This is a genomic window from Stenotrophomonas sp. GD04024 (genome assembly GCF_029837545.1).
Lineage (GTDB): Bacteria > Pseudomonadota > Gammaproteobacteria > Xanthomonadales > Xanthomonadaceae > Stenotrophomonas > Stenotrophomonas forensis.
In genome coordinates this window covers 1-7,912 of record NZ_JAOEDV010000127.1, presented here as the reverse complement: position 1 = coordinate 7,912, position 7,912 = coordinate 1, and the positions used below count along the sequence as shown (strand labels likewise).

Here is a 7,912-nt window from a genome sequence, read left to right as displayed (position 1 = left end):
GCGTGTCGCCAGCTCCACATGCGGCCCCGCTAGAATGACTGCATGACCGAATTCATCCCGCCCGGCACCCGCTTCCACGCCCTGCCCTCGCCATTCCCGTTCAAGCGCGGTGGCGCACTGCATGGCGCACGCGTGGCCTACGAAACCTGGGGAACGCTGGCCGCCGATGCCAGCAATGCGATCCTGATCGTGACCGGCCTGTCACCGGACGCGCATGCCGCAGCCAACGATGCCAACCCGGCACCGGGCTGGTGGGAGGCGATGGTCGGGCCCGGCAAGCCGATCGATACCGATCGCTGGTTCGTGGTGTGCGTGAACTCGCTGGGCAGCTGCAAGGGCTCGACCGGTCCGGCCTCGCTCAACCCCGCTACCGGTGAACCCTACCGCCTCGATTTCCCCGAGCTGTCGATCGAGGACGGCGCGCGCGCCGCGATCGAGGTGGTGCGCGCGCTGGGCATCGCGCAGCTGGCCTGCGTGGTCGGCAACTCGATGGGCGGCATGACCGCACTGGCGGTGCTGATGCTGCACCCGGGCATCGCGCGCAGCCATATCAACATTTCCGGCAGCGCGCAGGCATTGCCGTTCTCGATCGCGATCCGCTCGCTGCAGCGCGAGGCGATCCGCCTCGACCCGCGCTGGAACGGCGGCCACTACGACGATGCCGAGTATCCCGAGTCGGGCATGCGCATGGCGCGCAAGCTGGGCGTCATCACCTATCGCTCGGCGCTGGAATGGGATGGTCGCTTCGGCCGCGTGCGGCTGGATTCGGACCAGGCCGACGATGATCCGTTCGGCCTCGAATTCCAGGTGGAAAGTTACCTGGAAGGCCACGCGCGGCGCTTCGTGCGCTTCTTCGATCCGAACTGCTACCTGTACCTGAGCCGCTCGATGGACTGGTTCGATCTGGCCGAGTACGCCGATGGCGATGTGCTGGCCGGCCTGGCGAAGATCCGGGTGGAAAAGGCGCTGGCGATCGGCGCCAACACCGACATCCTGTTCCCGGTGCAGCAGCAGCAACAGGTCGCCGACGGCCTGCGTGCCGGCGGTGCCGATGCGCGCTTCGTCGGCCTGGAGTCGCCGCAGGGCCACGATGCGTTCCTTGTTGATTTCGAGCGTTTCGGCCCGGCCGTGCGCGGCTTCCTCGACGCGCTGTAAGTGGCGTGGCGGCGCAATCTCGGGCTCGCCGCCTTCGGTGCGCTGATCGCGCTGATGGTCAGCGGCGTGCTGCCACTGTGGCTGGGCGGCTGGTGCCTGCTGGCCAGCGTGGTGTCGTTCGGGCTGTATGGCCATGACAAGCGTGCGGCGCAGCGAAAGCAATGGCGCATTCCCGAGCGCACCCTGCAGCTGCTGGCCTTCGCCGGGGGCTGGCCAGGCGCGCTGCTGGGCCAGGCCCTGTTTCGTCACAAGCACCGCAAGGCGGCGTTCCAGTGGGTGTTCTGGCTGTGCGTGCTGGCCAACGTGGCCTCGATTGCGGTGATGCTGCGCGAATTCTCGCGGTAACGCTCGCAATCGGTAGTGCCGGCCGCTGGCCGGCACTACCATTCACGGTTCGCGGATCAGAACCCCGTCACGCAACCGGTACTGCGCATCGACCACGCCGTCGGGCAGATCATCATGGGTGATCATCAGCAGGCTGCGACCGTCCAGCAGTCCGGACAGGTCCTGCAGCAGCGCGCGTGCGGTATCCACGTCCAGCCCCTCGGTCGGTTCGTCCAGCAACAGGATCGGCGCATTGCGCAACAGCGCGCGCGCCAGTGCCAGGCGCCGCGCCTGCCCGGCCGACATCGTCGCACCGTTCTCACCAACCCAGGCCTGCAGGCCGCCATTGCGCTCGGCCCATTCGGCCAGGCGTACCCGGCGTAGTACTGCCCACAGCTCGACGTCGTTGGCGTCGGGATCACCCAGCCGCAGGTTCTCGGCCACCGTGCCGGCAAACACCGGCGCGTTCTGCGGCAGCCACGCCAGCTGCCGATGCCACTCGGCCTGGGCGAAATCGCGCAGGTCGCGGCCGCCGTAGGTGATTCGCCCCTGCTGCGGATCCCATAGCCGCAGCAGCAGGCTGGACAAGGTGGTCTTGCCGCTGCCGCTGTCGCCACGGATCGCGATGCGCTCGCCCGGTGCCAGGGTCAGCTGCAGGCCGGACAGCACCGGCCGCGCCGCGCCCGGCCACTGGAAATGCACATCGTCCCAATGCACGCGCGCCGCCTGTGGTACGGCGTGCGGCGTCGACGGATCCTCCACCGTTGGCGATTGCTCGACGATGGCCTGCAAGCGATCGGCGGCGATGCGCCCGGACTGCAGCGACTGCCAGGCCAGGCCCATGCCCGCCCACAACTCGATCAACGCCACGGTGAGGAACACCAGGCCGGCGGCCATTTCCGGCGCGATGCGCTGCTGTTCGGCCGCATGCAGGGCCAACGCCAGCATCGCCACCAGGCCGAGCCCAGCCACCAGGCCATGCAGGGTCGAGGCTGCGATCAGGCGCCAGCGCCGGCGACGGTCGCGCGAGGCCAGCTGCTTGGCTGCTACCCGCACCTTCAACTGCCACGCTGCATCGGCATGCAGCGCGGCCAGATCCCCGGCCCCTTCCAGTCCTTCGAATGCAGCGGTGCGCAACGCGGCGCGATGCGCGGCGCGGTCTGCTTCTTCATCATCGCGACCGCGCACGCCCAGCCACGGCACACCGACGGCGATCAGCAATGCCAGCACCGCCAGCAGCACGGCCGCCGACGGCAGGATCAGCGCTGCTGAAACCACCGCGACCAGCGACAACGCACCCAGCGCCACCAAGGGCCCTATGGCACGCACCAGCAGGCCATCCACCTCACCGATGTCACCGAGCAGGCGTGCCAGCAGGTCGCCGGTACGCGTGGCCCCCAACCGTGCCGGCGCCAGTGGCAGCGCGCGGCGGAAGAACCACACGCGCAGGTCGCGGGCAATGCGCAGGGTGGCGTCGTGTCCAACCAGTTTCTCGAAATAGCGCGACACGATGCGTGCCATGGTCAGGCCGCGGATGCCGGCCGAGGGCGAGAAGAAATTGAAGCCCTGGCCAAGCCCGGCGGCACCGGCCAGCGCAGCCGCAGTAAGGAAACCACCGGACAGGCCCAGCAGCGCGGTGCCGGCCAGCATCGTGGTCCACAGCAGCAGCATCGTCAGCAGCAGACGCGGACGATGGCGCAGGAACACTGCACGCAGTGAATCGGGTGAACGGCTCATGCGCGCACCGCCTGTGCCGGCTCGACCAGGCGTCCTTCCGGCAGCAGCAGGCAACGGTCGGCCCAGGCGATCACCGCCGGGCTGTGGGTGGCGACCACCACGCTGCGGCCCCGCGCATACGCGGCCAGGCTGCGCAGCAGCGCGGCTTCGGTATCGGCATCGAGGAAGGCGGTCGGCTCGTCCAGCAGCAGCACCTGCGGGTCGCGCAGCAGCAGGCGCGCCAGGCCGATGCGGCGCGCTTCGCCACCGGACAGGCCGAAGCCGCGCTCGCCGATCACCGTGTCCAGCCCCTGCGGCAGTCGTTGCGCGAACTGCAGCACCTGCGCCGCCTCGGCGACCGCGCGCAGCCGTGCATCGCTGGCACCGGGGTCGGCCAACCGCAGGTTGTCGGCAATGCTGCCGTGGAACAGGTAGGGACGCTGGCTGGCATAGGCCACCTGCACGCCGGGGCGCAGCTGCAGCTTGCCGGCGCGTGGCGGCAACCAGCCGGCCAGCGCTTCCAGCAACGTGCTCTTGCCAGACCCGCTGGGGCCCACCAGGGCCAGCCGCTGGCCCGGTTCCAGCAGTACATCCAGATCCTGCAGCACATCGTGCGGTGCGCCCAGCGGACGCAGTACCAGCCCCTGCGCGCGCAGCGGCGGCAAGGCGGCCTCGGCCGGCTCCACCGCCAGCGCGGCGCCCTCGTTGTCGAGGAGCAGGCCCTGTTCGTCGGGCAGCGACTGCAGCAGGCGCTCCACTTCGGCGGCCGCCGCCAGGGCGTTGGCACGGTCGTGGTAGTGCGCCGCCAACCGCCGCAGTGGTGCGTAGAACTCCGGGGCCAGCAGCAGGCAGAACAGGCCGGCGCCCAGCGTCGGCACCGCTGCATGCAACGACATCATGCCGAGGTAGCTCAGGCCCAGGTACAGCGCAACCATCGCCACGCTCACCGAGGCGAAGAATTCCAGCACCGTGGATGACAGGAACGCGATCCGCAGCACCTTCAGCGTGCGCAGGCGCACGCCTTCGGCGGCGGCCTCCACGCCAGCCAGTTCGGCTTCGCCACGGCCGTACAGGCGCAGCAGGCCCAGGCCCTTGATGCGATCGGCGAAGTGGCCGCTCATCCGCGCCAGTTCCCCCAGCTGGGCGCGACCGGCCGCTTCAGCGCCCCACCCGACCAGCATCATGAAGAACGGCACCAGCGGCGCGGTGAACAACAGGATCAGCGCCACCACCCAGTCGACCCAGGCCACTGCGGCCAGGATCAGCAGCGGCACCACCACCACCTCGGTGCGTACCGGCAGGAAGCCGCTGTAATAATTCTCGATCGCATCGCCGTGATGCAGCACCAGTTCGCCCAGCTCGCCGGTGCGACGCTGGCGCAGCCACAGCGGGCCATGGCCCAGCAGGCGCGCGAACACACGCTCGCGCAGTGCCAGCCGCGCAGCATCGGCCACATCACCGGCTGCGGCCTGGGTGGCGCTGCCCAGCAGCGTGCGCAGCACCAGGATCAGCGCCAGTCCGCCCAGCACCGGCAGGCCCGACGCCAGCGGCGCGCGTTCCACCAGCACCTGCTGCACCAGCCAGGCAATGGCGGCGGCCTGGCCGATCAACAGCGCCCCGGACAGGCTGATGCACAGCGCCGCCAGGCGCTGGCGGCCCCGGGCGGGCCGCGCCAGATCGGCCAGCCACGCAGTGCGGGCGCGCCGCTGGCGGGTCGTTTCGGCTTCCTGGGAAAGGCCGTCGGGGGTTGTTTCGGCAGCGCTCAAGAGGTCTTCACGGGCAGCGGGGGAGACACGGCATTGTAGGCGCAGGCAATAGCCGGCCCCTGCGGCCGGCAGTCGCAGTCTTCATCAGGTTGGCATACGATCAACCGGGTCACCTGTTCATACATTGATCTGGATCAAGGCTGTTTGAAGTAGTCGGTCACATCATTCACGTCGTAGACCACCCTTCCCGCCACCTGCAACGGCACTATCCAACGAGGTAGCCAGGCCATGATTGATCAGACAGTCGTAGAACTGTCGCGGCTGCAATTCGCGCTGACCGCGATGTACCACTTCCTATTCGTACCGCTCACCCTCGGCCTGTCCTTCATGGTGGCCATCATGGAGAGCGTGTACGTGATGACCGGCAAGGAGATCTGGCGCAGGATGACCCTGTTCTGGGGCGTCCTGTTCGGCATCAACTTCGCCATGGGCGTCGCCACCGGCATCGTGATGGAATTCCAGTTCGGCATGAACTGGTCCTACTACAGCCACTACGTGGGTGACATCTTCGGTGCGCCGCTGGCCATCGAAGGCCTGATGGCGTTCTTCCTGGAAGCCACCTTCGTCGGCCTGTTCTTCTTTGGCTGGAACCGCCTGAGCAAGGTCAAGCACCTGATGGTGACTTGGCTGATGGCGCTGGGCACCAACCTGTCGGCGATCTGGATCCTGATCGCCAACGGCTGGATGCAGAACCCGACCGGTGCAGTGTTCAATCCGGAAACCATGCGCATGGAAGTCGTCGACTTCATGGCGGTGGTGTTCAACCCGGTGGCACAGGCCAAGTTCGTGCACACCGTCAGCGCCGGTTACGTAACCGGTGCGGTGTTCGTGATGGCGATCAGCGCCCTGTTCCTGCTGCGCAACAAGCACAAGGACCTGGCCCGTCGCTCGTTCGCGGTGGCCGCAGCGTTCGGCCTGCTGTCCTCGCTGTCGGTGGTGGTGCTGGGTGACGAGAGCGGTTACGCCGCCAGCGAACACCAGAAGATGAAGCTGGCTGCGATCGAAGCGATGTGGGAGACCGAGCGTGCGCCGGCCGACTTCACCGCCTTCGGCATCCCCAACCAGCAGACCCACCAGAACGACTACGCGGTGAAGATCCCGTACCTGATGGGCCTGATCGCCACCCGCTCGTTGAACCAGCCGATTCCGGGCATCCTGGAGCTGGTCGAGCGTGCCGAGCACCGCGTGCGTGGCGGCCAGCTGGCCTACGGCGCACTGGAACGCCTGCGCGCCAACAAGAACGACGTGGAAGCGCGCGAGATGTTCGATCGCCACTGGCAGGACCTGGGCCACGGCCTGCTGCTCAAGCGCTACCGCGATGACATCCTCAACGCCACCCCGCAGGAGATCTCGCAGGCGGCGATGGACACCGTGCCGCGCGTGATGCCGCTGTTCTGGACCTTCCGCGTGATGGCCGGCCTCGGCTTCTACCTGATCGCCTTCTTCGCGCTGGCCTTCTACTACTCGTGCCGCAACAACTTCCAGGACAAGCGCTGGTTCCTGAAGGTGGCCCTGTGGACGCTGCCGGCGCCGTGGATCGCCATCGAGTGTGGCTGGTTCGTGGCCGAGTACGGTCGCCAGCCGTGGGCGGTTGATGGCGTGCTGCCGACCTTCTATGCGGCATCAGGCCTGGCCCTGCACGAAATCGTGCTGACCCTGGCCGGCTTCACCGCGATCTACACCGCGCTGATCGTGGTCGAGATCAAGCTGATGCTCAAGGCGATCCGCAAGGGTCCGGACGAGGTGCTGCCGTCGCTGCAGTCGCCCCAGCCGCATGCTTCCCACAATGCCTCGGCGCCGGCCGCCGGCCAGGCCTGAGGCAGGAGAACCAAGATGGATTTCATTCTTCTGGACTACACCACGCTGCGCGTGATCTGGTGGCTGCTGCTCGGCATCCTGCTGATCGGCTTCGCCGTGATGGATGGTTTCGACCTGGGCGTGGGCACGCTGCTGCCCTTCGTCGCCCGCAACGATGCCGAGCGCCGGTTGGTGATCAACACCATCGGCCCGGTCTGGGAAGGCAACCAGGTGTGGCTGGTGCTCGGTGGCGGTGCGATCTTCGCCGCCTGGCCGCCGCTGTATGCGGTCAGCTTCTCCGGGTTCTACCTGGCGATGTTCGTGATCCTGTTCGCGCTGATCCTGCGTCCGGTCGGTTTCAAGTTCCGCAGCAAGATGCCCAGCGAACGCTGGCGCAACACCTGGGACTGGGCGCTGTTCATCGGCGGCTTCATCCCGGCGCTGATCATGGGCGTGGCGGTGGGCAACGTGGTGCTGGGCGTGCCGTTCCACTTCGATGACAGCATGCGCATCTTCTACACCGGCTCGTTCTTCGGCCTGCTGATGCCCTTCGCACTGCTGGCCGGCCTGCTCAGCGTGTCGATGCTGGTCGCGCACGGTGCCGCCATGCTGGTGATCAAGACCGACGGCCCGGTGGCCGAACGTGCCGCCCGCTTCGGCAGCATCGCCGCGATCATCGCCTTCGTGCTGTTCGCGGTCGGCGGTGCCTGGGTGGCCTTCGGCCTGCCGGGTTACCAGATCACCTCGCAGGTGGTCACCGATGGCGCCACCAACCCGCTGCTGAAGACCGCCGAACTCGGCGCCGCCGGTGGCTGGATGCGCAACTACAGCGCGATGCCGGCCACGATCCTGGCCCCGCTGCTCGGCCTGGCCGGACTGCTGGCCAGTGCGGTGCTGCTGCGTGCCCGTCGCGGCGGCCTGGCCTTCATCGCCTCGGGTGCAGCGATCGCCGGCATCATCCTGACCGTCGGCTTTGCGATCTTCCCGTTCCTGCTGCCGTCCTCGAGCCAGCCCACCTCCAGCCTGACCGTGTGGGATGCCTCGTCCAGCCACCTGACCCTGTGGATCATGCTGCTGGCCACGGCGGTGTTCCTGCCGATCATCCTCGCCTACACCACCTGGGTGTACCGCGTGCTGAAGGGCAAGACCACCAG

At 67.9% G+C, this 7,912-nt stretch carries 6 protein-coding genes; 4 read left to right on the top strand and 2 right to left on the bottom strand.

Annotated features, from left to right (window positions below):
* The first annotated feature begins 42 nt into the window (after positions 1-42).
* Entirely contained in the window at positions 43-1,155 is a 1,113-nt protein-coding gene (locus tag N7590_RS21445) for a homoserine O-acetyltransferase (protein ID WP_164242852.1), read from the top strand.
* A complete protein-coding gene (locus N7590_RS21440; protein ID WP_049456024.1) occupies positions 1,156-1,500 on the top strand; it encodes a DUF1294 domain-containing protein in 345 nt (114 codons plus the stop codon).
* Positions 1,501-1,542: 42 nt separating this feature from the next.
* Here the strand turns inward: N7590_RS21440 and cydC are convergent, their stop codons facing one another.
* Together cydC and cydD are read right to left on the bottom strand one after the other, a co-directional pair.
* Positions 1,543-3,216, bottom strand: a complete 1,674-nt coding sequence (gene cydC / locus N7590_RS21435; RefSeq protein WP_164242851.1) for a thiol reductant ABC exporter subunit CydC — start codon at positions 3,214-3,216, stop codon at positions 1,543-1,545.
* Complete coding sequence (cydD, locus tag N7590_RS21430) at positions 3,213-4,961, bottom strand: thiol reductant ABC exporter subunit CydD (RefSeq protein ID WP_164242850.1); 1,749 nt, start codon at positions 4,959-4,961, stop codon at positions 3,213-3,215. The genes cydC and cydD overlap by 4 nt, the downstream gene beginning before the upstream one ends.
* A 228-nt stretch (positions 4,962-5,189) precedes the next feature.
* Between cydD and N7590_RS21425 the strand changes: the two genes are divergently transcribed.
* Both N7590_RS21425 and cydB read left to right on the top strand, forming a co-directional pair.
* Entirely contained in the window at positions 5,190-6,779 is a 1,590-nt protein-coding gene (locus tag N7590_RS21425; protein ID WP_006457005.1) for a cytochrome ubiquinol oxidase subunit I, read from the top strand.
* Between the two features lie 15 nt (positions 6,780-6,794).
* Positions 6,795-7,912: cytochrome d ubiquinol oxidase subunit II (gene cydB, locus N7590_RS21420; RefSeq protein WP_279935880.1), on the top strand; the 1,118-nt coding region annotated here is incomplete at its 3' end.